General features: G+C 54.5%; 23 protein-coding genes. 17 read left to right on the forward strand and 6 right to left on the reverse strand.

All coding sequences use genetic code 11. From position 1 onward, the window contains the following. Entirely contained in the window at positions 1-414 is a 414-nt protein-coding gene (locus ACUTSW_RS22120) for a hypothetical protein (protein ID WP_445585361.1), read from the reverse strand. Between the two features lie 763 nt (positions 415-1,177). Between ACUTSW_RS22120 and ACUTSW_RS22125 the strand changes: the two genes are divergently transcribed. From ACUTSW_RS22125 to ACUTSW_RS22165, 9 genes are all read left to right on the forward strand, one after another. Then, the gene (locus tag ACUTSW_RS22125) at positions 1,178-1,708 is read left to right on the forward strand and encodes a fimbrial protein (protein WP_013814891.1); all 531 of its coding nucleotides are present in this window, start codon (positions 1,178-1,180) and stop codon (positions 1,706-1,708) included. 87 nt (positions 1,709-1,795) lie between these two features. Beyond that, entirely contained in the window at positions 1,796-2,347 is a 552-nt protein-coding gene (locus ACUTSW_RS22130) for a fimbrial protein (protein ID WP_445585362.1), read from the forward strand. A 98-nt stretch (positions 2,348-2,445) separates the two neighbouring features. Then, positions 2,446-4,947, forward strand: a complete 2,502-nt coding sequence (locus ACUTSW_RS22135; protein WP_062868968.1) for a fimbria/pilus outer membrane usher protein — start codon at positions 2,446-2,448, stop codon at positions 4,945-4,947. Positions 4,948-4,972: 25 nt separating this feature from the next. After that, entirely contained in the window at positions 4,973-5,722 is a 750-nt protein-coding gene (locus tag ACUTSW_RS22140) for a fimbrial biogenesis chaperone (protein ID WP_445585426.1), read from the forward strand. A gap of 11 nt (positions 5,723-5,733) precedes the next feature. Then, a complete protein-coding gene (locus ACUTSW_RS22145; RefSeq protein WP_062868970.1) occupies positions 5,734-6,348 on the forward strand; it encodes a fimbrial protein in 615 nt (204 codons plus the stop codon). A 14-nt stretch (positions 6,349-6,362) separates the two neighbouring features. Then, positions 6,363-7,367: a fimbrial protein gene (locus tag ACUTSW_RS22150; RefSeq protein WP_445585363.1), complete on the forward strand. Its 1,005-nt coding sequence runs from the start codon at positions 6,363-6,365 to the stop codon at positions 7,365-7,367. A gap of 18 nt (positions 7,368-7,385) precedes the next feature. Then, positions 7,386-7,925, forward strand: a complete 540-nt coding sequence (locus tag ACUTSW_RS22155) for a fimbrial protein (RefSeq protein ID WP_445585364.1) — start codon at positions 7,386-7,388, stop codon at positions 7,923-7,925. Positions 7,926-7,949: 24 nt separating this feature from the next. Then, entirely contained in the window at positions 7,950-9,584 is a 1,635-nt protein-coding gene (locus tag ACUTSW_RS22160) for a Wzy polymerase domain-containing protein (RefSeq protein WP_445585365.1), read from the forward strand. Positions 9,585-9,586: 2 nt separating this feature from the next. After that, positions 9,587-10,198, forward strand: coding sequence for a helix-turn-helix transcriptional regulator (locus ACUTSW_RS22165; RefSeq protein ID WP_062868974.1), 612 nt, complete (start codon positions 9,587-9,589; stop codon positions 10,196-10,198). Positions 10,199-10,210: 12 nt separating this feature from the next. Here ACUTSW_RS22165 and ctlX read toward each other — a convergent pair whose 3' ends face one another. Beyond that, on the reverse strand, positions 10,211-11,137 hold the full coding sequence (gene ctlX, locus ACUTSW_RS22170) for a citrulline utilization hydrolase CtlX (protein WP_445585366.1): 927 nt from the start codon (positions 11,135-11,137) through the stop codon (positions 10,211-10,213). A gap of 134 nt (positions 11,138-11,271) precedes the next feature. Here ctlX and ACUTSW_RS22175 point away from each other — a divergent pair, with 134 nt between their 5' ends. Beyond that, positions 11,272-11,694: an Lrp/AsnC family transcriptional regulator gene (locus ACUTSW_RS22175; protein WP_063200717.1), complete on the forward strand. Its 423-nt coding sequence runs from the start codon at positions 11,272-11,274 to the stop codon at positions 11,692-11,694. 5 nt (positions 11,695-11,699) lie between these two features. On the opposite strand, the gene ACUTSW_RS22180 is transcribed toward ACUTSW_RS22175, so the two are convergent. Continuing rightward, the gene (locus tag ACUTSW_RS22180; protein ID WP_445585367.1) at positions 11,700-12,605 is read right to left on the reverse strand and encodes an arginase family protein; all 906 of its coding nucleotides are present in this window, start codon (positions 12,603-12,605) and stop codon (positions 11,700-11,702) included. Positions 12,606-13,195: 590 nt separating this feature from the next. On the opposite strand from ACUTSW_RS22180, the gene ACUTSW_RS22185 reads away from it, so the two are divergent. The 3 genes from ACUTSW_RS22185 to ACUTSW_RS22195 all read left to right on the forward strand — a co-directional run bounded on the left by ACUTSW_RS22185 (position 13,196) and on the right by ACUTSW_RS22195 (position 16,170). Beyond that, positions 13,196-14,476, forward strand: a complete 1,281-nt coding sequence (locus tag ACUTSW_RS22185; protein ID WP_445585368.1) for a nucleotidyltransferase domain-containing protein — start codon at positions 13,196-13,198, stop codon at positions 14,474-14,476. Between the two features lie 6 nt (positions 14,477-14,482). Further along, complete coding sequence (locus ACUTSW_RS22190) at positions 14,483-14,968, forward strand: hypothetical protein (protein ID WP_445585369.1); 486 nt, start codon at positions 14,483-14,485, stop codon at positions 14,966-14,968. Between the two features lie 104 nt (positions 14,969-15,072). Then, positions 15,073-16,170, forward strand: coding sequence for an SAVED domain-containing protein (locus tag ACUTSW_RS22195; RefSeq protein ID WP_445585370.1), 1,098 nt, complete (start codon positions 15,073-15,075; stop codon positions 16,168-16,170). Between the two features lie 197 nt (positions 16,171-16,367). On the opposite strand, the gene ACUTSW_RS22200 is transcribed toward ACUTSW_RS22195, so the two are convergent. Both ACUTSW_RS22200 and ACUTSW_RS22205 read right to left on the reverse strand, forming a co-directional pair. Beyond that, positions 16,368-16,904 carry a 3'-5' exonuclease gene (locus tag ACUTSW_RS22200; RefSeq protein ID WP_445585371.1) on the reverse strand — a complete coding sequence of 179 codons (537 nt, stop codon included), beginning with the start codon at positions 16,902-16,904 and terminating at the stop codon, positions 16,368-16,370. Between the two features lie 466 nt (positions 16,905-17,370). Continuing rightward, positions 17,371-18,567: an NAD(P)/FAD-dependent oxidoreductase gene (locus ACUTSW_RS22205; protein WP_445585372.1), complete on the reverse strand. Its 1,197-nt coding sequence runs from the start codon at positions 18,565-18,567 to the stop codon at positions 17,371-17,373. Positions 18,568-18,868: 301 nt separating this feature from the next. Here ACUTSW_RS22205 and pitA point away from each other — a divergent pair, with 301 nt between their 5' ends. After that, positions 18,869-20,371 (forward strand): inorganic phosphate transporter PitA, encoded by a 1,503-nt coding sequence (gene pitA / locus ACUTSW_RS22210; RefSeq protein ID WP_004951543.1) that lies wholly within the window; start codon positions 18,869-18,871, stop codon positions 20,369-20,371. 75 nt (positions 20,372-20,446) lie between these two features. Here pitA and uspB read toward each other — a convergent pair whose 3' ends face one another. Continuing rightward, positions 20,447-20,782 (reverse strand): universal stress protein UspB, encoded by a 336-nt coding sequence (uspB, locus tag ACUTSW_RS22215; RefSeq protein ID WP_004951547.1) that lies wholly within the window; start codon positions 20,780-20,782, stop codon positions 20,447-20,449. A 299-nt stretch (positions 20,783-21,081) separates the two neighbouring features. Between uspB and ACUTSW_RS22220 the strand changes: the two genes are divergently transcribed. The 3 genes from ACUTSW_RS22220 to gdhA all read left to right on the forward strand — a co-directional run bounded on the left by ACUTSW_RS22220 (position 21,082) and on the right by gdhA (position 23,386). After that, a complete protein-coding gene (locus ACUTSW_RS22220; protein ID WP_445585373.1) occupies positions 21,082-21,372 on the forward strand; it encodes a hypothetical protein in 291 nt (96 codons plus the stop codon). Between the two features lie 27 nt (positions 21,373-21,399). Next, positions 21,400-21,846, forward strand: coding sequence for a universal stress protein UspA (gene uspA / locus ACUTSW_RS22225; protein ID WP_004951550.1), 447 nt, complete (start codon positions 21,400-21,402; stop codon positions 21,844-21,846). Between the two features lie 196 nt (positions 21,847-22,042). Continuing rightward, a complete protein-coding gene (gene gdhA, locus ACUTSW_RS22230; RefSeq protein WP_445585374.1) occupies positions 22,043-23,386 on the forward strand; it encodes an NADP-specific glutamate dehydrogenase in 1,344 nt (447 codons plus the stop codon). The last annotated feature ends 281 nt before the right edge of the window (positions 23,387-23,667 follow it).

A 23,667-nucleotide genomic window follows, 5' to 3' on the forward strand; every position in this document is an offset into this window, starting at 1 on the left:
CTACAGGCTCTCCACCCGGCTGGACAGATCGGACATCAGCTCATGCTCGACGTCGGCACAGAACTTTTCAGTTTTATATTTATAAAGCGCGTCTATAGCCTTACGGGTACTTTCATCGACATGACTGCGAATACCGGCATATCCGGAGGCGTTGGCAAGCAGTCCGTTAAAATAAGCAATCCGTTTCTGGTAACTTTGTGGATTAATATTCTTAAGTGAATTCACCCGCTGCTGACAAAGTACGATGCGCTGCTCATCAGTCTTTTCATTAGGATTATTCTGTGAGACTTTTTTCACGGCGTTAACGCCCGCGCCATTCTTCCCCGCACAGCCCGACAACATTAAACCTGTCATTATCAGCGCTGCCAAAGCGACGGCCGAGCGGCGAGTCGAATCATTAATTATGGTAATCATTCCGTTTATCACCCCTTAATTATCACTTAGGTCATTATTATGTCGTGAAGCTCAGCGAGAACTCACCGTTTTGGATTAATCCGAACGAGTTAAATAACAAAAAACGCGCAATATCAGCCTGTGCCGATAATAATCCGGCACGCGTCGATATTGTTATTTTTTTGTTAACGCCACGAAAGAAATTACCGCCGCCGTTATGTTGAAAGCCGCGTTTCACGCCGGCGATATCGTTTTACCTGTCTTTTAAAACAATGAGTTAACTTTTCACCGCCGATTAACAGCCGCAATTCATCATCTGCTGTCTGATAGCGATATTATCAAAACAATATTGTGAATTGTAGTGTCAACGGCATATCTGGCGATCTAAAATCTCGCACATTGCCAATTATATAGTCATTTATTCTGGATAATAATTGTATACGATCTATTGATTTTCAATTATATATATTTCTTTTTCCTTTTGGTTTTATATTCTGTATTTGACCTAACTTAATAAAAGCTATTTCCAACAACACCTATTATTTGCAAGAATATTCTCACCAAGACGCCAGGGTGATATTCATATTTTCATTTTAATGGAATGCGTTTTTACGCCTTCCAAAAACTTTCGTTATTGCTGAGAAAATAACGGAGGGTGGCGTATTGCCCAGAGCAAAAGGATCTGGCTCCAACTTCGAGGCTGGCGACATGATGTTGCCAGCGTCGTGGGGGATTTAGATGTGCTTTTCTTTTTATTTAAATACTCTCTACAGGAACTTGAGAAATGAAACTGAATAAATTAATGCTGGCAACCATGATTGCTTTCGCTTCCGCATCTGTTGCTCACGCCGCATCTAACCAGGGCAGCGGTAAAGTGACTTTTACCGGTGAAATCATCGATGCGCCATGCAGCGTAGCGCCTGAGTCCGTTGACCAGACGGTACCGATGGGCCAAATCAGCAGCCGTATTCTGGCCAAAGAAGGGAAATCCAGCTCTCAGCCATTCAGCATTGAGTTGAAAGACTGCTCTCTGACGACCATGAAGAACGTCCAGGTGACCTTCACCGGCACCCCGGATCCTGATAACAGCAAGCTGTTGGCATTGAGCGGCACCGCGACCGGCGCCGGCATCATGATCTACGACAACCTGCACTCCAAAGACGTTGAGCTGGGCACCGCGACTGACGGTCAGGGCCTGAACGAAGGCAACAATTCCCTGAAATTCGCCGCTTACCTGCAAGGCAGCAGCGCGTCTGGCGCCGTGGTCCCAGGCGAATTCACCAGCGTAGCGAACTTCACTCTGGCTTACCTGTAATCCCCTTGGGGGCGCCGTGTCGGCGTCCCCGCTTTTACCTGCACGGATATTAGGTAACGAGACAGACGGCTACAGGGAGACGCCAGCATGACAACCCGGATTTGGGGCGCACTGCTTATCGCGCTCAGCGTTTGCAGCGTAGAGGCGACAGCGAAAAATCAGGGCCACGGCACGGTCAGCCTGGGCGGCGAGATCGTCGAGACCCCCTGTGGGATTGCCGGCGAAAGCCTCGACCAAAGCATTGATTTCGGGCTGATCTCCATGACCGACGCGGCATTGGGCGAACAGCCGGTGTTGATCGGCAGCCGCCGCAATTTTGAGATCAAGCTGGTGAACTGTGAACTGGCAAGCGTCGTGAAGCCCGACTTTATTTATCGCGCGGCTACCGTCACCTTCGACGGCACCGCAGACAGCCGGGATCCCGCGCTATTGGGCGTTTACGGCGAAGCGCAAGGCGTGGCCATTGAACTGCTGACCGCAGCCGGTACCCCTATCCCGCTGGGCACCACCACGGCGGATTACCAGATCGTCGCCGGCGACAATACGCTGCGCTTCGGTGCCCGATTACGCATTCACCCCGATAAGGCCCGAGCCGGCGGATTCAGCTCGTTGGCGAAATTCACCCTGTCTTATCTGTAACGCCGCGTTAGGCGGGTACCGGCATCAGGTACCGAATGACATCACGTATTACGTATTCAGGTCGTACAGGATGACCTGCTATTGGGCGCGGATTTGCCATGAGTGATTATTCTATGACGTCATTACTGACACGGAAAAAAAGACCCCTTATCGTCATTCTATCTTTCCTCTGGGCGCATTCGGCTTTTTCCGCCACGGAATTCAATACTGACGTATTGGATATCGGCGATCGCAGCAAAGTGGATTTATCGCGTTTTTCCGACGCCGATTACGTCATGCCCGGCACCTATCTGCTGGATATCAAGATCAACCAGAAAACCCTGCCGCAGCGCCGCATCCAGTATTATCCGTCAGCGGATAAAAAGGACCGATCCCGCGCCTGTCTGCCGCCGGATCTGGTGGAAAAAATGGCCCTGAAAGAGGAAGCCGCCAAAAAAATCACCCTGTGGCACGACAACCAGTGCGCCGATATCAGCGGGATCAAAGGGGCGACCCTTTCCGATCGTATCGGCGGCGGCGTGTTGGCGATCACCATTCCGCAGGCATGGATGAAATATTCCGATCCGGACTGGACCCCACCTGAACAATGGGACGAGGGTATTCCGGGGCTGCTGCTGGACTACAACCTCAGCGGCCAGGTCGGCAAACAAAGCCACAATAACAACACCTCAGAAAACCTCAGCAGCTACGGCACGCTGGGTGCCAATATGGGCGCCTGGCGCCTGCGAGCCGATTATCAGGCCAATTACAATCAGCAGGCCGGCCAGCGTGACAGCGGTTTTGACTGGAACCAGATCTACGCCTATCGCGCACTGCCAATGCAGGCCGCCAAGCTCACCCTCGGCGAAATCTTTCTCGACTCGGGGGTGTTCGATTCGTACCGCTTCACCGGCCTCAATCTGGCCAGTGACGAGCGCATGCTGCCGCCGAACCTGCAGGGCTATGCGCCGGAAGTGCGCGGCATCGCCAAGAGCAACGCCAAAATCACCGTTTCCCAGGAAGGCCGCACGCTGTACGAAACCACGGTGCCCGCCGGGCCGTTCGCCATTCAGGATCTCAACAGTTCGGTGCGTGGCCGGCTGGACGTGAAGGTAGAAGAACAGGACGGCAGCGTCTCCACCTTCCAGGTCGATACCGCCACCATCCCTTATCTGACCCGCCCCGGCTATGTGCGCTACAACGTCGCACTTGGCAAACCCTCGGCTTACGATCACCGCACGCAGGGGCCGCTGTTCTCTGCCAGCGATTTCTCTTGGGGGCTGACCAGCGCCTGGTCGCTGTACGGCGGCGCGCTGCTCGGCGGCGATTACAACGCCTGGGCGCTCGGCCTGGGCCGCGATCTGAACGTGTTTGGCGCCATGTCGCTGGACGTCACGCAGTCCATCGCGCGCTTGCCCAATGAACCGACCGCCAGCGGCATGTCGTTCAAGGTCAACTACGCCAAACGCTTCGATGAACTGAACAGCCAGATCACCTTCGCCGGTTATCGCTTTTCGCAGCGCAAGTTCATGAACATGTCCCAGTATCTGCAAGAGCGTTACAACGACTACGACGAACACTACAACGGGCGTCAAAAAGAGCTGTACACCATCACCGCCAGCAAAACCTTTATGGCGGAAGACAGCGCCAAAGCGATCACCGCCTACCTGACCTATTCCCACCAGACCTATTGGGACGCCAAGGCACAGGATCGCTACGGACTGTCCGCCAGCAAATTGTTCAACGTCGGTAACGTCAGCAACATCACCGCCTCGCTGTCGGCCTACCGCACTACCTATCACGGCCGCACGGACGACAGCGTGATGCTGAACTTCAGCGTGCCGATTGGCGATCGTCGCCGTATCGGTTACTCGCTGCAAAGCAGCAACAGCGACGTCACGCAGATGGCGTCCTACAACGACTACACCGATCCGAACAATACCTGGCAGGTCAGCGGCGGCTTTAACCAAGCCGGCAAATCGCTGGCTCGCGGTTACTACACCCGCAACGCGTCGTTCGGCTCGCTCAACGCCAGCGCCTCTTACCAACAAGACAGCTACTCCTCTATCGGCGGCACTTTCCGCAGCGGCATTACCGCCACCCGATACGGCGTGGCCGCGCACCAGAACTCCAGCAACGGCGGCAGCCGGATGATGCTCGACACCGACGGCATCGCCGGGGTGCCGATCAACAACGGCCGCACCTACAGCAACCACTTCGGCCTGGCGGTGATTTCCGATATCACCAGCTACTACAACACCGATACCCGAATTGACGTCAACCAACTTGCGGACGACGTCGAAGCCACCCGCGCGGTAGTGCAAGGCACGCTGACCGAAGGCGCCATCGGCTACCGCCACTTTGAGGTGGTGAAAGGCAGCAAGCTGCTGGCCACCATCAAGCTGGCCGACGGCAGCGAACCGCCGTTTGGCGCTACGGTGCTGAGTGAGCGAGGCCGCGAAGTGGCGGTGGTGAACGACGGAGGATCGGTCTACCTGACCGGCGTCCAGCCGCAAGAACAACTGGATGTCGCCTGGGAAGGCCAACGCCAGTGCCGCATCGTGATACCGGGCGCCGCCAAGCCGCTGGACCAGCTGCTGCTGCCGTGCGCCAAACTGTAATCCGCAACACAGAGAATTGATGACTATGAACAACTATCCGCTAGCAAAAATGGCCGCGCTGGGCCTGGTATTGGCCAGCGCGGCTCCGGCCGTCAACGCAGCGATCTCGCTGGATCGTACCCGCGCCGTCTACCTCAGCGACGCGAAATCCATCAGCCTGAATATCGTCAACGAAAATAAGGAGCTGCCTTTCCTGGCGCAATCCTGGCTGGAAAACGAACAGCATCAGAAAATCACCTCGCCGCTGGTGGTACTGCCGCCGTTGCAGCGGGTAGAGGCCGGCGAACGCAGCGTAGTGCGCATCACCAAGACCCCGGAGGCCGACCGCCTGCCGCAGGATCGCGAATCGGTGTTCTATTTCAACTTGCGTGAAATCCCGCCGAAAAGCAGTAAAACCAACGTGATGCAGCTGGCGCTGCAGACCCAGATCAAGCTGTTTTACCGGCCGAAAGCCATAGTCGCGCCAAAAGGCGAGGTGTGGCAGGAGAAGCTGGTGTTCCGTAAAAGCGCCGGCGGGTTCACCATCGAAAACCCCACGCCGTTTTATATCACCCTGACCGGCATGACCCGCCAGCCGCAGAAACAGGGCGGCGGCGCGCTCGGTGACTTCCAGCCGGTGATGCTGAAACCGAAATCCAGCGAAAGCGTGAAGCTGCGCGACAACGGCCTGAACAGCTTTGTCGTCACCTACATCAATGACTACGGCGGCCACCCCGAGCTGCGCTTCGCCTGCAACGGCAGCGTCTGCCATGTCGTGCCCGATACCAAAAAATAAGGAGATACCGCATGGCTGAATTCACCGGCGGCCGCCTGCGGCCCTTGCTGTTCGGCGCATTGCTGTTTAGCGGCAGCGCGGCGGCGGCAACGCCGCTTGACGTGATTGAAGGCACTACCGGCACCGTCAGCTTTTTCGGCGGCCTGCTCAGTTCCCCTTGCAGCCTGACGCCGGACAGCCAGGATCAGGCCATCGATTTGGGCGAGGTTAACGCGCGTGACTTCCAGAATGCCGGCGATCGGAGCGCGCCGGTGCGCTTTCGTCTCTCCTTTCGCAACTGCCTGTTGGGGGCCAAAGCGCTGGCGGATAATCCCGCCGGCCAACGTAACGGCGATGCCGGGCAGCTCTATTTACAGGGCGAGCAGGCCGCGACGCTGGTGTTTCTCGGCGACAGCGATGTGAATAATCCGGACTTGCTGAAACTCAACGGCGGCGTGCAAGGCATCGGCCTGCGTTTGCAGGACCAACAGGGCCGCGCTCTGTCGCTCAATCAGCAAAGCCGGCCCTACATTCTGCAGCCCGGCAGCAACACGCTGTGGTTCAGCGCCAGCGTGGAATCCACGCAGCGAGCGGTGATGGCGGCCGGGTTTTCCGGCGTGGCGCACATTCAGGTGATTTACCTGTGAGGTTCACAAACGCAATGAAAAACCAATACGTTAACTATTATCTGCCGCTGGCGTTCGCGCTGGCGGCGCCTGCCGTCTGGGCAAATGGCTACGTGACGCCGGACGGCGGGGCAAAACAATTTTATATCGACCTGAATGAAACCAACATCACCAATCAGGTGGGCTTCACCAAAGAATTTACCTATTCGTTAGGCGGCCAATATACCGGCAAGGCCTATTGCGATACCCGTATTCCGACCAGCCCGCACTTTTATAAGTCGGATTCGGCGCTGCCCCCCTCCGAGTTCGGCAACGGTTATTTAAAACTGAATGATTACCTGGATTTAAAAGCCGAGGTTTGGATCGCCGGCAATAAAAGGGCCTACGTCACCGTGCCTTTTTACAATGTATCCAACGAGTTGAGCCAACATTCATGCAACCCGCCCTACGTGCAAATCAACAACTACGAAAGCGGCTCCCGGGGCAAAGTCACCTTCCGGGTGCGCAAAAAAATCATCAATGGCGTGCAGATTAACGACCGGCAAATCATCGAGATGTATGGCCGCCTGGGTTCGACCGACGCAGGTTTCGGCCCCAACCCTATGGCGCAGGTGTTTATTCAATCCGCCATTCTGTACGTGCCGGATAAATGCGTGGTGAATGAAGGCCAACTGATCAACGTCGAATTTGGGGAAATCAGCGGCAGCAACCTGAACGGCGCAAGCTATCCGCAAAGCATTCCGGTACGCTTCCAGTGCGAAGGCGGCAGCTTTGAGGACGGCACCCTGAATATCAAACTGGCGGTCTCCGGCACCCCGGCGCCCTTCACCAATAACGCGTTTAAAACCGATAAAACCGATCTCGGTATCGAGATCAAACATAACGGTCAGTTGGTTGTCCCGAATGAGTTTTATCCGGTGCCAAATATCGGTAACGGCGGCAGCTGGAACCTGGTTGCTGCACCGTTGGCCAACGGCGGCAAGGACATCGCGGAAGGGGAATTTAACGCCTCGGCCACCATTGTGGCGGCCTTCGAGTAACCCAGGGAGAAACAGACCATGCGTTTACGCGCTTTAGCGATGCTCAGTTGCTCGCCCTTATTGTTTACGGCGTTGCCGGCTCTGGCGGATACCGAACTGGTCGGTTCACCACTGCAGTTCCACGGTACCGTGGTGAGCCGGCCGTGCAATATTGAACCGCAATCGGCCGATCAGGTGGTGGAGATGGATACCGTGATCGTCAAAACCCTGTACCGCTATGGCCACAGCAATCCGGTGCCGTTCAACATCAAGCTGACCGACTGCAAAACGGCGGTGTTCAAATCCGTCAATGTCACCTTCAGCGGCACCGAAGACCGCGAGCTGCCGGGTAAACTGGCGATCAATAACGGCACCAACGGCGCCGCCATCGCGCTGTTTGACAGCAAGGGCGCCGATATTGCGTTGAATCAGGCCACCAGCGCAGTGGCATTGCAGGACGGCGCCACTGTGTTGAATTTCACCGCCTATGTGCAGGGCCAACCCCGCGCGATACAGAATAAAACCATTACCGAGGGTGAATTCAGCTCGGTAGCCAATTTTGTGCTGGCTTATCAATAAGACCGGACGCTTCAGGAAGCAGTGATGATATCCAACAACAAAACGGCCGGGTTATTCGGGCTGGCGGCATGCTATTGCCTGATCGCCATGCATATTTACTGGCCCAATCGCGGCGGCAGCGGTTTTTATTTGCCGTGGAATCTGGTCGGCGGCCTATTTATCGCCCTGTTTATTCTCGGCGCGATGCTATTGAGCCGCCCGCCGTTGGCCGTATCCGGCTTTTTTAACCGGCTGGCGCCGGGCGCTCTGATTTTATTATTGCCGCTGCTGTGGACGAAAAACCCCTGGCTAGGTGAAGCTCTGCCGCGCCTGTTGGGGCTGACGCTGGGCGTCGCCGCCTATTTCGCGCTGTTGCAGATACCGCTCGACCGGCTGCGGCGGCGCAGACTGCTGATTCTACTGCTGGCGGCGACGGTGATCGAGGCGCTGCTGGGCCTGGTGCAGTACGGCCTGTTGGCGCCGGGTAACGCCATGGGCTACAACACCCTGAAAAACCGCCCTTACGGCATCTTCCAGCAGTGGAACCTGATGGCCAGCTTTATGGCTACCGGGCTGGCACTGGCGCTGTATCTGCTGAGCAACCGGCGCCCGCTGCACCGGGGCGTGCAATGGCTGACGGGCGGTATGCTGGTTTTGGCACCGCTGTTGTTGATCGTGATCGCCTCACGCGTTGGCCTGCTGGCGGCCGCTCTGCTTTCGCCGCTGCAACTGTTTATGTTGTATCGCCTTAATCGTCGCCGCGCTACCGCCGCCCTGCTGCTGCTGCTTGCCGGGATAGCCGCCGGTCTGCTGCTGGTCATGCTCAACGGCGCAACGCGGGCGCTCACCGTGGCGGAGCCGATTTTCTACCGGCTGGCCTACTGGCAGGAAGCGCTGCGCATGATCGCCGAACGCCCGTGGCTCGGCTGGGGTTACGGCCACTTTCAGCACGATTTCCTGCATCACTTCTACACTACCCACAGCAGCGGCATGGAAAGCGTCAGCATCAGCCATCCGCACAACGAAATTTTGCTGTGGGGTATCGAAGGCGGCCTGCTGAGTCTGAGCGGTATTGCCTTCATTTGCTGGGGGTTATGGCGCCTGTTGCGACGCACCCGCGCCCTGCCGCTGCGGCCTGCCCCCTGGCTGGCAGCGCTGCCGATCCTGCTGCACATGATGGTGGAGTACCCGCTTTATCTCTCCGCGGCACACGGCGTACTGCTGCTGGCGATTCTGCGCGCCGGCGATGTGCGTTGCCGCCTGCGCCTGTCACCGCGCCCGCAACTCACCCTGCGGCTGCTCGCCGCCGGTTTGGCCGCGCTGGCGCTGCCGTACCTGCTTAACGGCCTGCACAGCGCCCTGATCGTGACCGCCGTGGAAAAAACCGGTCTGCAACAATTTGCCGCCATGAGCCGGGTGATGACGCCGACGCCCTGGCAGGTGCGTTACGACTACGACGTCCAGTTGCAACGGCTGCTGCAATACCCGCACACCCGCGATCCGGCTACGCTGCTGAGCTACCAGCGTTGGGCGGAAAATGAAATCCGCGTGCGGCCGGACGCCAATATCTACGTCAACCTGATGGTGACCAGCCGGTTGCTGCAACAGCCGCAGCGGGCGGAGGATCTGCACCGTCAGGCGCGCCGACTGTTCCCGCACGATGCGCGTTTTAAGGAGTAACTATGCTTAATATTCGGTTCACCCTGCTGTGCAGCGATAACTTTTATCAACAGGGGTTACGGCGGCTGCTGGAAGAGTATCTGCATGACCTGAATCAGAGCCGCCGCGGGCATCTGCACGAGCTGCGCAATCTGGAGCCGATCGAGATCGTGTTCCGCACTCTGGAAGACCCATGCGGCTGCGCCAGTTGCTATCAAAGCCCGTACCAGACGCCGCGCCACCGGCAAATGATCGTGCTGATCCTCGACGATCGCGACACCCGTTATCTGCACGCCCACCCGGCGTTGTTCAGCATTAACCGGCGCGACGATGCCACTACCGTTCGCCACAAGCTCCACATGGCGCTGGAACGTTTTTGCCAGCAACCCTGGGTGGCGCTGCACGCCAGCACCCTCTGGAAATGCCGGCAGTGCCGCATCGCCGCCCTGAGCAGTTGCGAAAAAAAGGTGCTGAAGCTGATGAGCACCGGCATGTCCGCCTGCACCATCGCCGGAATGCTGCACCGCAGCCAGAAGACCATCAGCGCCCATAAGCGCTCGGCGATGCGTAAACTGGACGTGCGCAAAAGCACCGAGCTGAACAAAATGCTGCTCAATCAGATGGGACTGAACTGAAAAGGCGCGGGATCAGGCCAGCACGCCTTTCTTTGGCAGAAAGATCTCCGCCAGCATGCAGCGCGCCCCCCCGCCGCCGAGGTCTTCGATAATGTCAATCGGCCCCAGCGCCAGCCGGGCGTAGCCGCCAATCAGCGCCTGCTGCGGCGGCGTAAAACTGGCCCAGGCGCGGGTCGACATGGCGTAAACCGGGCTGCCGTCTTTGGCGCGCAGTTCCAGCACGTTGCAGGCGAACGCCTCCATCTGAGCGTAGCTGACGTCAATCAGGGTTTTGCCGCTACCTTGCAACCTGGCGATCACCGTGCGCTTTTGCTCCGGGTTGCGCAGGCTTTCCAGGCAGAGAATGGCGTAGCGCGCGCCGACGCTCATCATCACGTTGGTGTGATAAATCGGCTGATTATGGCGATCTACGGCGTCGAACCAGATAATTTTATAGCCGGAATGGCGCTCAAATTCGCGCCCCACTTCTGGAGAGCTGCGTGACGACAGGCAGGAGTAAGCCAACTTGTTCGGATGATCCAGGATCAGCGAACCTGTACCTTCCAGAAAACGCCCGGCCAGTTCGTGGGCGGAAAGATCGATACGCCGTTCAATCACGAAATCATTGGCGAGCTGCGCGATAATATCCTGGCGGCGTTCCCGTCGTCGGTTTTCCGCTTCCATCGGGAAAGTGAACAGGCTGCCGTCGCCCAGCAGCGCAATCCAGTTATTCGGGAATAATGCGTCCGGCGTTTCCTGCCCGTCGATATCATCCATCACCCTCACGTCGACACCGGCCTGTTGCAGGGCGTCAACGTAACCGTTAAAGGCGATTAATGCCCTGGCCGCGTGGTGTTCATGGTGCTGCGTGACCTTCTGAAAAAAATTGCTGTGCTGGGTCTGTTTATTCGCGGCAAAGCCGGAAGGCCGGATCATAAAAACGGATTGGGTGGTTTGCATGATATTTCTCACAGGGATCGGGGGAATAACGCGACCCTATTATGGAAAATCAATTTGGCACCAGGCAGTGTGAAAAATGACTAAATTGCTCTATATTTTTACAAATCGCCACCGCCAGCCGACACTTTGCCACCATGAATGATACCGATCGCCACATCCTCGCGCTGCTGCGCGAAAACGCCCGCAGCTCGGTGACCGAGATAGCCAACAAGGTCCGGGTTTCGCGCGCTACGGTGCAAAAAAGAATTGAGGCGCTGGAAACGCAGGGGATCATTACCGGCTACACCGTTCGCGTGAAGCCGGGCGTGGAACATAACCGCATTCGCGCCTGGATGTGCGTGGCGGTGGAAGGCACCAAGGCGCAAAGCGTGTTGCAACAGCTGCGCGGCGAACCGGCGGTGTTCACCCTGCACACCACCAACGGCAAGTGGGACATTCTGCTGGAGATTCGCACCGACAGCCTGGAGAGTTTCGATAAAATTCTGGGGCGCATCCGGCGCATCGCCGGCATTTCCAACACCGAAACCAGCATCCAGCTGTCGACGCACAAGGCATAACGCCGTCAGCGGGAGCGGAACATCGCCTCCAGCATTTCCACTATCAGCGCCGCGTACCGGCCGTCGGGATCGAGCTCGGGGTCGAATACCGACAGCGTCATGCCGCAACACATGGGGTTTTGCAGCAACCGCGCCACGATATTTTCCAGCCAGAGGCGATCGATACCGGGGCTACCGGGGGAATCCACCGCCGGCATAATGGTTTGGTCGAGCACGTCCACATCCAGATGCAGCCAAAAGCGCCATTCCGGCTCGGTGGCCAGCATCTGTTCGATTTGCCGCACAATTTCCGCTTTGCCCATCCGGTTGGCAGCGAAGACGTCAATGCGCGCAATTGCCGTTTGATTGATATCCGGCCAGGCAAAATCCGCATCCCGACACTCACGCTCGCCCAGTTGTAAAACCTGCCGTTCCGGCACCAGCGGCCCCGTTACGCCAGGCCATTCGGCCAGCAGCGGTTCCCCGCGCCCGGTCGCCAACGCCAAATCCATCCCCGCCACCGCGCCCAACATCTGCTGCGGATCATAGTTGCCGGGATGACGGAAATCGCTGTGCCCGTCGATGTGTACCAGCGAAAGCGGCCCCGCACTGCGTGAACCGGCCAACGCCCCCAGCAGAATCGAACAGTCGCCGCCGACCACCAGCGGGAAGTCGCCGCGCGCCTGCACCGCAGCAACTTCTGCGGCCAACGCGAGAGTGAAAGCGCGAATCGCATGACCATTGCGTATGCGGGTGCCGGGCTGCGCTGCCGGCGAATAAGTCGGTTGCGGCAACTCGGTGACGGCCCCCGCTCCCAACCTTTGCGCCAAGCTATATGCCATCAGCGCCTGCGGCGCTCGCCAGGTGCCGGGAACATGGCCCGGTCGCAAGGGGCTCAGCCCCAGATTGGTAGGTGCAAGAATGATATGCATGGTGAATACCCCGGATAAGCCCTCTAAAAATCAGCTTAGCCTATCCGGCTGCACCGGGCCTGAGTTTTGCCTACGGCTGCCGCGTATCGACGTCAAAGTGCAGGAACGCCAGTTTGCTCGCAGAGCATTTGCAATGACATAGGCCTAGTAAATTTTTTTGTAATGCGATGGTTCATGGCCTTACTTGCCCCTTACCATAAAAAGACCCTTAATTTGACTAGCATCCGCGGTTGATCGCGACTGTATCCCATCAGTTTAAAATTTAATCGCATTACTTACAGCCCTAGACTCGCCATCACAACAGGTAAAACCCTGACAGTAATCCACTTACAGACTGATATTATTCTCCAATAATCATCTTATTTAGGAACTTGAAAAAAATTTCTTTTGCATTGACATACCTTCCAGGGCTTACCGGATACGGCCAAGTGCGAAAGGTAAAATCGTCATCTCAGATAGTTGTAAATATCAACCCTTGATCTGTAAATTTTCCCTACTATGATATCCACAATAACAATGTAAAACACAAGATGTGGCATACTGATCATCATGTATACACATTATGTTGTTGTCATATTAAGGATAGATCAATGAGCAATTCAGTATCAGTTTTAGCGCTGAGCACAGAAAAAAAGCAGTATGTCGGGGATTTCTTGGATTGCATCGTGGAAACCCTGGACTTGTCGGAGACACAATATGGCCTAATCAAAAGGGCCTATGAGTCTGTAGGATCTTATCTTGCTGGAGGAGATGATCCTATCCTTGTCGGTGCAGAGATTTATTCGCAGGGCAGTGTAAGGCTAAATACAACTGTTAAACCTAAAGGAAGCGATCAGTATGACGTTGATCTGCTTTGCTATCTGCCGAATGCGAATATCGCTTCAGGTTGGGCTGAAGTACTTGAAGCCGTTCGCGTACGACTCGCCAGCCACGGTACCTATAGCGAAATGCTTAGCCCCCTGCCAAGAGGGCACCGCATTATGTACGCAGGTGAATACCATCTGGACATCACCCCGGGGATCGACTTGAGTAATAATTATTCAGAGGAAAATCATCCACTTCTGGTTCCTGACTCACGCCTCAGAGACTGGAAGGAGTCAAACCCGGCGGGCTATGCGACATGGTTTGATAAGATCACTGAAAAAACACCACGATTCTTCATGCTAGAAGTCTCATGTGAAAGTTTCGTCAAATCGGCAGCAGTCAGGCCGTTGCCCGACCATACCCAGAAGAAACTCCTGAACCGAATTGTGCAGATTTTTAAACGCCATCGGGATGTATGGGCAGCTGAAGGAGGAAAGGAACGTGTTGACCTGAAGCCAATCTCAGCAATCATCACAACGCTTGCTGGGCATGCCTATGAACACATTTGTGACGAAAAGAGAGGCTATTCCACTGATTTTGATGTGCTACTGGATGTGCTTGAGCTGATGCCTCACTACATCAGACACAGTTTCGGTCTGTATTTCGTGGCTAACCCTAGTATGCCTGCAGAGAATTTTGCTGAAAAATGGAACGTTGGAGAGGCAAGAAAAGGCGAGAAACTCAAAAGAAACTTTGAGTTATGGCATCAGGCAGTAACTGACAACATAATTGAGATTGCATCCTCGGTGGGTGAAGACCAGTTGCTGGACAATCTTAGCAAATACTTTGGTGAAAGACCGGTCAAGGCTGTACGTGCCGCAATGCTCGGAGGCGTAAACGCTGCCCGAGGTAGCAATGACTTGCGGGTTTCAGCTATCACAGGGGCACTATCTGCAGGTGCGGTAAGTACCTCTGCAGCAGCCCGGACAGTGCCAGCTAACACGTTTTATGGCGGAAATTCACTGTCAGCAGCTACAGTGCAGAAAAATACATTTTTTGGGGACTAACCAGCCATGAATGTATTTTTACCTAACCGGCGCCTTACGCTTGCCGAACAGTATCACGGGCTTCGTGCCCGCTTTCCTAGTGCACGTTGCTACTTAACCGGTAATAATAAGAAACTTGTCTGGGAAGGGCACCTCTCACCGGGACCCTTCAGCCGTGAGTATCTCGTTCGAATTGAGTACAATCCCCCTGCTACGCCGGACTGTTATGTGATATCTCCGAAGCTTAAAAAATTGGCTCAGGGCAAAAGGATCCCCCACACATACGCAACCTCATCTGATTCAGATAAAACACAACTCTGCCTTTATCTACCTAAGCAGAGGCATCCGGCGAAATATGCTGAGTGGAGGCCGCAACTTCAGTTGAGCGATACCGTACTTCCTTGGGCATCGTTATGGCTTTTTTATTTTGAACAGTGGTTATTTTCCGAAAAGTGGGAAGGCGGTGGAGCGCATCCGAATGAAGATGATGCAGGTATCTATTATGAGGACTAGCGTTTTCTTATATCAGCAATCACCTATGCCCGCATCCCGCTTTCCACATGGACAATAACGGTATTTCCCTTCGCTAACAATGGACCAGGCTAACAGGAATAAAAATGAGCGACTACTGGAAACAGCAACTTTCCAAGGTTATTGATTACCTCACCCGGCAAAAAAAACCGGGTTTCGTATTGATTGCTACAGGAGCTGCCATTCTGGCAGGCCAGAGAGCTATCAGTTTTGCTATTACAGGCACATTTAGCTGGGGCTCTCTTAGCGTAGGTACAGCAGAGGGGAATTTCATCAGTGATTACCTCGTCCCCGCAATTGCGATTGCACTTATAGCAACGGGCATGGTGCTGATAACTGTAAATGAGTGTCAGTCAATCAAACAAAACTCACGTAAGCGTATCATCCTTGTGGCAGGAAATGGACTCCGAACCACATCAGAAACAGGGTTGGGTAGGAAAGTAAAATCTATCCTGAAAGGAACGGTTTATCCGCTTGATATCGATATTACTCAGCAATTGAGAGACGGGTATGTTTTTGAGCCAAAGCTGACTTTCACGCGAAAAATATTGCCTGCAAAGGATAACCTGGCCCAGCTCCTTGCTAAAGGAACTTCTGATACCACACAGGTTGCCTATGGCGGATTTCTGCCCGTTCCGTTTACCTTTTTTATCGGCAACATGCTTGATGACAAAAGCGACGTGAATGTTTTTGACTGGGATCGGGAGCATGAACGCTGGGAGCATATTTCAGAGAAGAACAGTGATGACGGGGAGAGCTTCAGTAGCGAAACGGTTCGCATAGGAGACTTGGATGAGATTGTACTCGTAGTCTCATGCTCTTACAGGGTAAAAATGCCACTGGTTACGGATAGCTTTGAGGGACTGGGAATTGAGCATCTCAAGTTAGAAACAATTGCTTTTGATAACCACTGGTCGCTAATGAAGCAACGCCGTCTTTCACTTCAGTTTGCAGAGAAGATAAAATCATTGTCCGACGAAGGATTCAGGACAATACACCTGATACTGGCTGCACAGAGCAGTGTAGTACTGAATTTAGGGCGACGTTATGACAGTAGAAATATGTCAGAGCTCATCGTTTATCAGTATGAGCAAACCAATAAAACACCATATCCATGGGGGATCTATGCGCTATCCCACGGACGTGAAAACAGTGGTTTTATTTCATGCAGCGACGAAATGTAGTCATTAGTATTCCCTTTCCTGTTCGCACGTGGGCCTCAGCAGTAGTTGAGGCCCACGCCTTTTAATTGTTAAGAACTTCGCGACTTGTTGGCGTCCGATAACATCTGCATGACTGTGTTCCCTCCCCTTAAAATCTATCTTTTTCAGTAGAATTGTAAGCGTTTCACACGGTTTATAAGTCCATAATAAAACATTCGTCATTCTGCAAGCATCAATGAGAACAGTTCTGCCTGAAATTTGGCATCTTCCAGTGCGTTGTGGCTGGCCCGAAGTCGGGGGCACAGCGTTTCAACCATTCTTGATGATTTCGTCTCTTCCCAAGAACATCCCTTAAGCCCCATGTAGTAAGCTTTAATATCAATTGCAGTAAAGCCAAACGGGTTGCCTCCAGTGTATTTATGGAAATAGTAATTGATGAATGACCAGTCAAATGGCGTATTAAGACCGACAAAAACGACCTTTTTCCCTGGCCTAGATACTGAATCGATCCAGGCATTGAATTGCACCATTGCCTCGAGGGGAGGCAACCCCTTCAGGGCGAGTGATGTGAGATCCAAACCTGTAACCGCTACAGCCTCCGGGTCATGCTTTTGACTGTCGGGCTTAAACTCTGTGTAGAACGATATCTCTGGATCGGAAAGCAGACAGGCGCCGATCGACAAAAGACTGTACTCGCCAGGAATTGGCCCCGATGATTCAACATCTACTGAAATAAAAAGTTCGTTATCTTTCATAGAGCCTCGTTATCTTTCCACTAGGTTCAACTAAACCAATATCCAGATAATTTTACAATGGCTTAAACCTACTGAATGCGCCTTGCCGTTATAAACCAGGATGACCGGTATGGTTTTTTAAGAAGCGCTAAAAACCTTGCCATTTCTTCCGACGGAAAGAAGGCTAGTAAGCAAAAGTTTTTGACGCGTAAGGTTATCGATCTGTAGTTGCATTTGCTTAAGCACAGCATTGGCGCTTAGCCTCTTCTCTGAAGATCCCGCCCATTTTTCCTTTAGGTGGCTACTATGTCCTCTTTCCAAAGTACTCTCCACGGGCAAAGCATGATGTAATTTGTCCATCTTATGATGGCAATCCCCGAAACCGGACGCCCAGTGCAGATTAAATATCTTTAAAACAACAACAAATAACAAGATTTAGTGACGCCACTTTAATTGTAAAAAATCGATTAGCGACACAACTTTTTTATCAATTCGCAGCCGCCAGCGCCTGAGCGCAAGCCCAGGCCGAGCTCCAGGCCCACTGGAAGTTATAACCGCCCAGCCACCCTGTCACATCCACCACTTCGCCGATAAAGTACAGGCCGGGCACCTTGCCGGCTTCCATCGTTTTGGAAGACAGCTCTTTGGTGTCCACGCCGCCGAGCGTCACTTCCGCGGTGCGGTAGCCTTCGGTGCCGTTCGGCTGTACGCGCCAATTCTGTAAGGTTTCGACCAGCGCGGCCTGTTGCGTGGCGTTCAGTTGCTTCAGCGTGGCCTCCGGCAACTGCCCCAGCGTTTGCAGGCACTCCACCAGGCGTTTTGGCAGGTGCAGCGCTAGGGTGTTTTTCAGGCTTTGGTTGGGGTGCGCCTGACGTTGCTCATTAAGGAAGCCCGCCAGATCGAGTGCAGGAAGTAAGTTAACGCTCACAAACTCACCAGGCTGCCAGTAGCTGGAAAGCTGCAATACCGCCGGGCCGGAAAGACCACGGTGGGTGAAAAGCAGGCTTTCGCGGAAGCTGACGCCGTTTTCGGCGGTGATCACCGCCGGCACCGAGACACCGGACAGCGTTTGCAGGTGTTCCAGCAACGGTTTATGCAGGGTAAAAGGCACCAGCGCGGCGCGGGTCGGCAACACCTTAAGACCAAACTGCTCCGCCAGCTTGTAGCCGAACGGTGAAGCGCCCAACCCCGGCATGGAAAGCCCGCCGCTGGCCACCACAAGTGAGCGAGCACTCACTTTCTCGCCATTCAACGCCAGTTCGAAACCGGCTTCGGTTTTTTCCACGCCCAGCACTTCACTGCGCAGGCGCGTCGTCACCTGGCCCAGTTCGCACTCTTTAACCAGCAGTTCGACCACCTGCTGCGCCGAGTCATCGCAAAACAGCTGCCCCAGCGTTTTCTCGTGGTAGGCGATGCCGTAGCGGTTAATCAGATCGATAAAATCCCACTGGGTATATCGCGCCAGCGCCGATTTACAGAAATGCGGGTTGTTCGACAGGTAGGCGGCCGGTTCGGTGTACATATTAGTAAAGTTACAGCGTCCGCCGCCGGACATCAGGATTTTGCGTCCCGGTTTTTTGCCGTTATCGAGCAGCAGCACTCGGCAACCGAGTTGCCCCGCCTGTGCCGCGCAAAACATGCCCGCTGCGCCCGCACCTATTACCACGACATCAAACTGTTCCACCTGCGCCTCTCTGAATAAAAACCACAATCGCGACAAAAGGCCGCCATATTACGCCGTTTCGCTACCGGTAACCGACAACTTTACGGCGGCAGATTGTAAAGCCATGCCGCCGCCAGCGCCATAGTAAGAAAATATTACAGTACGCTTATCATCATAAGGTTATGATATTTCATATCTTTGTCATGCCAGCGCCATCGTTTCGTCATGTTCAAATCAAAAAAACGTCATATTTTCCTTTTCCCCGGCCCCGGTTGTCACGGATAATGCGCGGCGTTCATGTCCACAAACTGGCGTAACGCTTATGCTGCATTTGTTCGCAGGCCTGGATTTCCATACCGGCCTGATGTTAATTCTCGCATTGTTGTTCGTGTTGTTTTATGAAGCCATCAACGGCTTTCATGATACGGCCAATGCGGTCGCTACAGTAATCTATACCCGTGCCATGCGCTCGCAACTTGCGGTCGTGATGGCGGGCTTGTTCAACTTTCTTGGCGTTATGCTCGGTGGTTTGAGTGTTGCTTACGCCATTGTTCACCTGTTGCCTACCGATCTGTTGTTGAACGTCAGTTCAGCGCACGGATTAGCCATGGTCTTCTCCATGCTGCTGGCGGCGATTATCTGGAATCTCGGCACCTGGTATTTCGGTCTGCCGGCCTCCAGCTCCCACACGCTGATTGGCGCAATTATCGGTGTTGGTTTAACCAACGCACTGATGACTCACACTTCGGTGGTGGATGCGCTTAACGTCCCGAAAATGATCGGTATTTTCCTGTCATTGCTCATCTCGCCGCTGGTCGGCATGATGGTCGCCGGGCTGATGGTGTTTGCCTTGCGCCGCTATTGGAGCGGCAACAAGAAACGCCAGCGTATCCACATGACCCCTGCGGAACGTGAAAAGGTCGACGGCAAACGCAAGCCGCCGTTCTGGACCCGTATCGCACTGATCCTGTCGGCTATCGGCGTCAGCTTCTCGCACGGCGCCAACGACGGCCAGAAAGGCATCGGCCTTATCATGCTGGTGCTGATCGGCGTTGCTCCGGCCGGCTTCGTGGTCAATATGAATGCAACCGGCTATGACATCACCCGTACGCGTGATGCCGTGACCCACCTGCAGCAATATTACCAGCAGCACGGCGATGCCCTGTCACACGTGGTGTCCCTGACGCCGCTGGTGCCAAGCCCGGAAGATGAGGTTTCGCCGAATAAGCCGACCGAGTTCCACTGCGACAGCTCCCGCGCCATGCCGGCGATTGAGCTGACGCAGGGCTTGCTGAACAATCTGCAAAGTTACGATCAACTGACGGTAGAACAGCGCAGCCATCTGCGCCGCCTGCTGATGTGCGTAACGGATACCGCAGACAAGGTCGCCAAACTGCCGGAAACCTCCGCCGCGGACCAGCGTTTCCTGAAGAACCTGCGTCAGGATCTGCTGCAAACCGTTGAGTATGCACCGCTGTGGATCATCGTTGCGGTTGCTCTGGCGCTGTCACTCGGCACCATGGTTGGCTGGAAGCGCGTTGCCACCACCATCGGCGAGAAAATCGGTAAGAAGGGCATGACCTACGCTCAGGGCGTGTCGGCTCAGATGACCGCAGCCTTGTCGATCGGCGTGGCCAGCTACACCGGTATGCCGGTTTCCACCACCCACGTGCTCTCTTCGGCGGTAGCCGGGACGATGATCGTGGACGGCGGCGGTGTACAAAGTAAAACCGTGAAGAACATCCTGTTGGCCTGGTTACTGACCCTGCCGATTTCGATTCTGCTTTCCGGTTCACTGTACTGGCTGGCGCTTAAGGTTATCTAAGCAGCTTGTTCCATGAGAAAGGCGGCCCGATGTGGCCGCCTTTTTTTTGCTCGTAACCAGGGAAACCGCCCGGTTTTAATACCAAATCATCAGCGCCAGCAGGCTCACCACCACCAGCCCGCACAGGGCGGAAGTCAGCATAAACTGGCCGCGCACCCGCTCACAACGGCGGATAAACTCCGGGTCGTGATGCTCGACGTAACGCTGCGAGAAGATGTAGCGCACCAGCCGCAACTGCTTGCTCGGCTGACCGTGGGCAGTAAAGAAACCGCCGCCGTCGACGTATTGGTACAACAGCGGATCGCAGCCGCGCAACACCACCAGCAGCGCACGCAGAGAAGAGTAATACCGCACCATGTTTACCACACACACCACACACAAAGCCCAAAACAGCGCGACGGTACTGATCATGATTGCCCCCTCAAGGCGTTGTTATCCGCGGCGCTCCGCCGGGTCCAACTGCCCTACCTCGATGCCCATTACTGCGGGAGCCTACCGCTCCGATCCCCTTTTTACCGCTCGGGCCGCGCATAACCCACAGCCTCTGAAACAAGCCGCCGCCAGGCAAGGTACCGGTAGCGCGGACTGACTCAGAAGAGAAAGGGTGAGGCCCATATTCATTATTGTAGGTGAATGAAACGCAAACTGGCCTGAGCAGTCGATAAAATTTACCGCAACCTGCCCATTTGTCATCCATCGATGGGTTATAAGTGATAACCGCCCTGCCCGCCATTCCCGGTATTTTCCACGGCCAGATGGGCGTTTGGGACTATACTCTGTTTAAGAATGCTTATGTTTCAAGCGGTCAAACCGCCAATAACCCCAGTAATGATAGGATTTTCAACCCGGCGGGTGTAAAACTGACGGGAGTAGAGATGAAGAGATTTTTTGATGCAACACACTGTGATCGCCCCAACATATCATTGTGTTATCTGAATGATAAAATGCAGGTAAACCTAAAGCGCCAGGCTGGTACGCTGAAATGCCTGCTAACCCTTTAATCGGCATTATATGGAAGGAGTATTCTCATGGCTTACAAACACATTCTGATTGCGGTAGACCTGTCCCCGGAGAGCAAAATTCTGGTGGAAAAAGCCGTATCTATGGCGCGACCGTACAACGCCAAAGTTTCCCTGATCCACGTAGATGTTAACTATTCCGACCTGTATACCGGCCTGATCGACGTTAATCTCGGCGATATGCAAAAGCGTATTTCCGAGGAAACCCACCACGCGCTGACCGAGCTTTCGCAAAATGCCGGTTATCCGATTACCGAAACCCTGAGCGGCAGCGGCGATTTGGCACAGGTGCTGGTCGATGCCATCAAGAAATACGATATGGACCTGGTGCTGTGCGGTCACCACCAGGATTTCTGGAGCAAGCTGATGTCCTCTGCGCGCCAACTGATCAACACCGTGCATATCGATATGCTGATTGTGCCGCTGCGTGACGAAGAAGACAGCGCCGAAGATTAAGTAAGCACTCGCAAACTTAGCCTGCCAACGCCCGCCTCTTGCGGGCGTTTTTCGTTATACCGCGATCATTAATCGCTTGTTAATCAACCGCCCTCCAGTGATATAGTCGCTAAAGACACAACATCATCCCCCACACTTTATCCATACCTATATTTATAAAAATAGTGGGGGAAATTAATGCCAAAAGGAGTTATCCATGGAAAATACCGTATCGGTAGAGTCGTTTTTGTCCTCACTACAACGCCACAATCCCCACCAGCCTGAATATTTGCAAGCGGTAAGAGAAGTGTTTACTTCGCTGTGGCCGTTTATCGAACGCAATCCGCGCTATCGCGAGCACGCGTTGCTGGAGCGGTTGGTGGAACCGGAGCGTGCCATCCAGTTCCGCGTCAGTTGGGTGGACGATCGCGGCCAGGTGCAGGTTAACCGCGCCTGGCGCGTGCAGTTCAATTCCGCCATCGGGCCGTATAAAGGCGGTATGCGTTTTCATCCGTCGGTGAATTTATCGATTCTGAAATTCCTCGGCTTCGAGCAGACCTTCAAAAATGCGCTGACCACCTTGCCCATGGGTGGCGGTAAAGGCGGGTCAGATTTCGATCCGAAAGGCAAAAGCCAGGCGGAGATCATGCGTTTCTGCCAGTCGCTGATGACGGAGCTGTACCGCCATCTTGGCCCAGATACCGATGTGCCCGCCGGGGATATCGGCGTTGGCGGCCGTGAAGTCGGCTTTATGACCGGCATGATGAAAAAATTGTCCAACAACACCGCCTGCGTATTTACCGGCAAAGGGCTGTCGTTCGGCGGCAGCCTGATCCGGCCCGAGGCCACAGGTTATGGGCTGGTCTATTTCACCGACGCCATGCTGCAACGCCACGGGCTGGGCTTTGAAGGGATGCGGGTCGCCGTTTCCGGCTCAGGCAATGTGGCGCAGTACGCCATCGAGAAGGCGCTGGAACTGGACGCGCGGGTGATCACCGCGTCTGACTCGGGCGGCACCGTGGTCGATGAGGCCGGTTTCACCACCGAGAAGCTGGCCCATCTGGCGGAAATCAAGAATCAGCGTTATGGCCGGGTGGAAGACTACGCCCGTGAGCGCGGCCTGGTCTACCTGGCCGGCCAGCAACCCTGGAGCGTGCCGGTGGATATCGCTCTGCCGTGCGCAACCCAAAACGAACTGGATCTGGAAGCCGCACAGTTGCTGATCCGCAACGGGGTCAAAGCCGTGGCCGAGGGCGCCAATATGCCCACTACCATTCAGGCTACCGATGCGTTCCTGGACGCCGGCGTGCTGTTTGCACCGGGCAAGGCCGCCAACGCCGGCGGCGTAGCCACTTCCGGGCTGGAGATGGCGCAGAATGCCGCGCGCATCAGCTGGCGGGCAGAAAAAGTGGATGTACGTTTACAACATATCATGGCGGATATTCATCAAGCCTGTGTCGAATACGGCGGTGAAGGAAAGCAAACTCACTATGTGCATGGCGCCAATATCGCCGGATTCGTCAAGGTTGCCGATGCCATGCTGGCACAGGGCGTGCTGTAACCCATACTTAAGGTGACATTGATCACACATCCGTTAAATGCTTCAATGCCGGCTCTCCTGCCGGCATTTTTACCGCCCCAAAACGCCATTCCCACCCTTAGATAGTTGCGACAATGTAAACAAAAATGGTTTATCTTGTTAAATAAATGATGATTTTCCGTAGTAAAATTACCACCACTAAATTATTAAACATTTAATTAACATTAAAACTGCCATAATTTTACCTCAATGTGCGCAGATCACATTTCCTCAACTTCGGTTACGCCCCCTCTTCCATTCCT

Source organism: Serratia sp. TSA_198.1 (assembly GCF_052686505.1).

What these genes read in the sequence shown, in the direction of transcription:
- ACUTSW_RS22200 (WP_445585371.1), bottom strand. Translation starts at nt 16,904, where the DNA reads ATGAAAGATAACGAACTTTTTATTTCAGTAGATGTTGAATCATCGGGG.
- ACUTSW_RS22125 (WP_013814891.1), top strand. Translation starts at nt 1,178, where the DNA reads ATGAAACTGAATAAATTAATGCTGGCAACCATGATTGCTTTCGCTTCC.
- ACUTSW_RS22130 (WP_445585362.1), top strand. Translation starts at nt 1,796, where the DNA reads ATGACAACCCGGATTTGGGGCGCACTGCTTATCGCGCTCAGCGTTTGC.
- ACUTSW_RS22165 (WP_062868974.1), top strand. Translation starts at nt 9,587, where the DNA reads ATGCTTAATATTCGGTTCACCCTGCTGTGCAGCGATAACTTTTATCAA.
- uspB (WP_004951547.1), bottom strand. Translation starts at nt 20,782, where the DNA reads ATGATCAGTACCGTCGCGCTGTTTTGGGCTTTGTGTGTGGTGTGTGTG.
- gdhA (WP_445585374.1), top strand. Translation starts at nt 22,043, where the DNA reads ATGGAAAATACCGTATCGGTAGAGTCGTTTTTGTCCTCACTACAACGC.
- ctlX (WP_445585366.1), bottom strand. Translation starts at nt 11,137, where the DNA reads ATGCAAACCACCCAATCCGTTTTTATGATCCGGCCTTCCGGCTTTGCC.
- ACUTSW_RS22140 (WP_445585426.1), top strand. Translation starts at nt 4,973, where the DNA reads ATGAACAACTATCCGCTAGCAAAAATGGCCGCGCTGGGCCTGGTATTG.
- ACUTSW_RS22145 (WP_062868970.1), top strand. Translation starts at nt 5,734, where the DNA reads ATGGCTGAATTCACCGGCGGCCGCCTGCGGCCCTTGCTGTTCGGCGCA.
- ACUTSW_RS22160 (WP_445585365.1), top strand. Translation starts at nt 7,950, where the DNA reads ATGATATCCAACAACAAAACGGCCGGGTTATTCGGGCTGGCGGCATGC.
- ACUTSW_RS22185 (WP_445585368.1), top strand. Translation starts at nt 13,196, where the DNA reads ATGAGCAATTCAGTATCAGTTTTAGCGCTGAGCACAGAAAAAAAGCAG.
- ACUTSW_RS22155 (WP_445585364.1), top strand. Translation starts at nt 7,386, where the DNA reads ATGCGTTTACGCGCTTTAGCGATGCTCAGTTGCTCGCCCTTATTGTTT.
- ACUTSW_RS22120 (WP_445585361.1), bottom strand. Translation starts at nt 414, where the DNA reads ATGATTACCATAATTAATGATTCGACTCGCCGCTCGGCCGTCGCTTTG.
- ACUTSW_RS22190 (WP_445585369.1), top strand. Translation starts at nt 14,483, where the DNA reads ATGAATGTATTTTTACCTAACCGGCGCCTTACGCTTGCCGAACAGTAT.
- pitA (WP_004951543.1), top strand. Translation starts at nt 18,869, where the DNA reads ATGCTGCATTTGTTCGCAGGCCTGGATTTCCATACCGGCCTGATGTTA.
- ACUTSW_RS22180 (WP_445585367.1), bottom strand. Translation starts at nt 12,605, where the DNA reads ATGCATATCATTCTTGCACCTACCAATCTGGGGCTGAGCCCCTTGCGA.
- ACUTSW_RS22135 (WP_062868968.1), top strand. Translation starts at nt 2,446, where the DNA reads ATGAGTGATTATTCTATGACGTCATTACTGACACGGAAAAAAAGACCC.
- ACUTSW_RS22175 (WP_063200717.1), top strand. Translation starts at nt 11,272, where the DNA reads ATGAATGATACCGATCGCCACATCCTCGCGCTGCTGCGCGAAAACGCC.
- ACUTSW_RS22195 (WP_445585370.1), top strand. Translation starts at nt 15,073, where the DNA reads ATGAGCGACTACTGGAAACAGCAACTTTCCAAGGTTATTGATTACCTC.
- ACUTSW_RS22150 (WP_445585363.1), top strand. Translation starts at nt 6,363, where the DNA reads ATGAAAAACCAATACGTTAACTATTATCTGCCGCTGGCGTTCGCGCTG.
- uspA (WP_004951550.1), top strand. Translation starts at nt 21,400, where the DNA reads ATGGCTTACAAACACATTCTGATTGCGGTAGACCTGTCCCCGGAGAGC.